This window comes from Brevibacillus sp. SIMBA_040, assembly GCF_046535075.1.
In the GTDB taxonomy this organism is placed as follows: domain Bacteria; phylum Bacillota; class Bacilli; order Brevibacillales; family Brevibacillaceae; genus Brevibacillus.
In genome coordinates this window covers 1-250 of the sequence record NZ_JAWRXI010000331.1, presented here as the reverse complement: position 1 = coordinate 250, position 250 = coordinate 1, and the positions used below count along the sequence as shown (strand labels likewise).

Here is a 250-nt window from a genome sequence, read left to right as displayed (position 1 = left end):
CGCCCCTGAACCATTAACTCTCCGCAGGACATCTCCCAACTGCTCTCTGGTAACGGTGCTTCTAGATAAATCTAGAACAATCCCCTCAGCTTGCGTACTTTTCTTTGCTATCGCAGAAATTATTCGGTCCGCATTACCCGTTGTAGGGGTATATACATCATAGCTAACACCATCGACTAGAAGATCTGAAGTTTTCCCTTCTGTTCTCGTACCAACAGGGCGACGCAGCTCAACTTTTCTACCTTGAGCA

Annotated in this window: 1 protein-coding gene; it reads right to left on the bottom strand. The window is 46.8% G+C overall.

The window, feature by feature from the left end:
- Positions 1 to 228 (bottom strand): CdiA C-terminal domain-containing protein (locus tag SB752_RS33015; protein ID WP_410719597.1); only part of this gene is annotated, 228 nt, incomplete at its 3' end.
- Between the last annotated feature and the right edge of the window lie 22 nt (positions 229 to 250).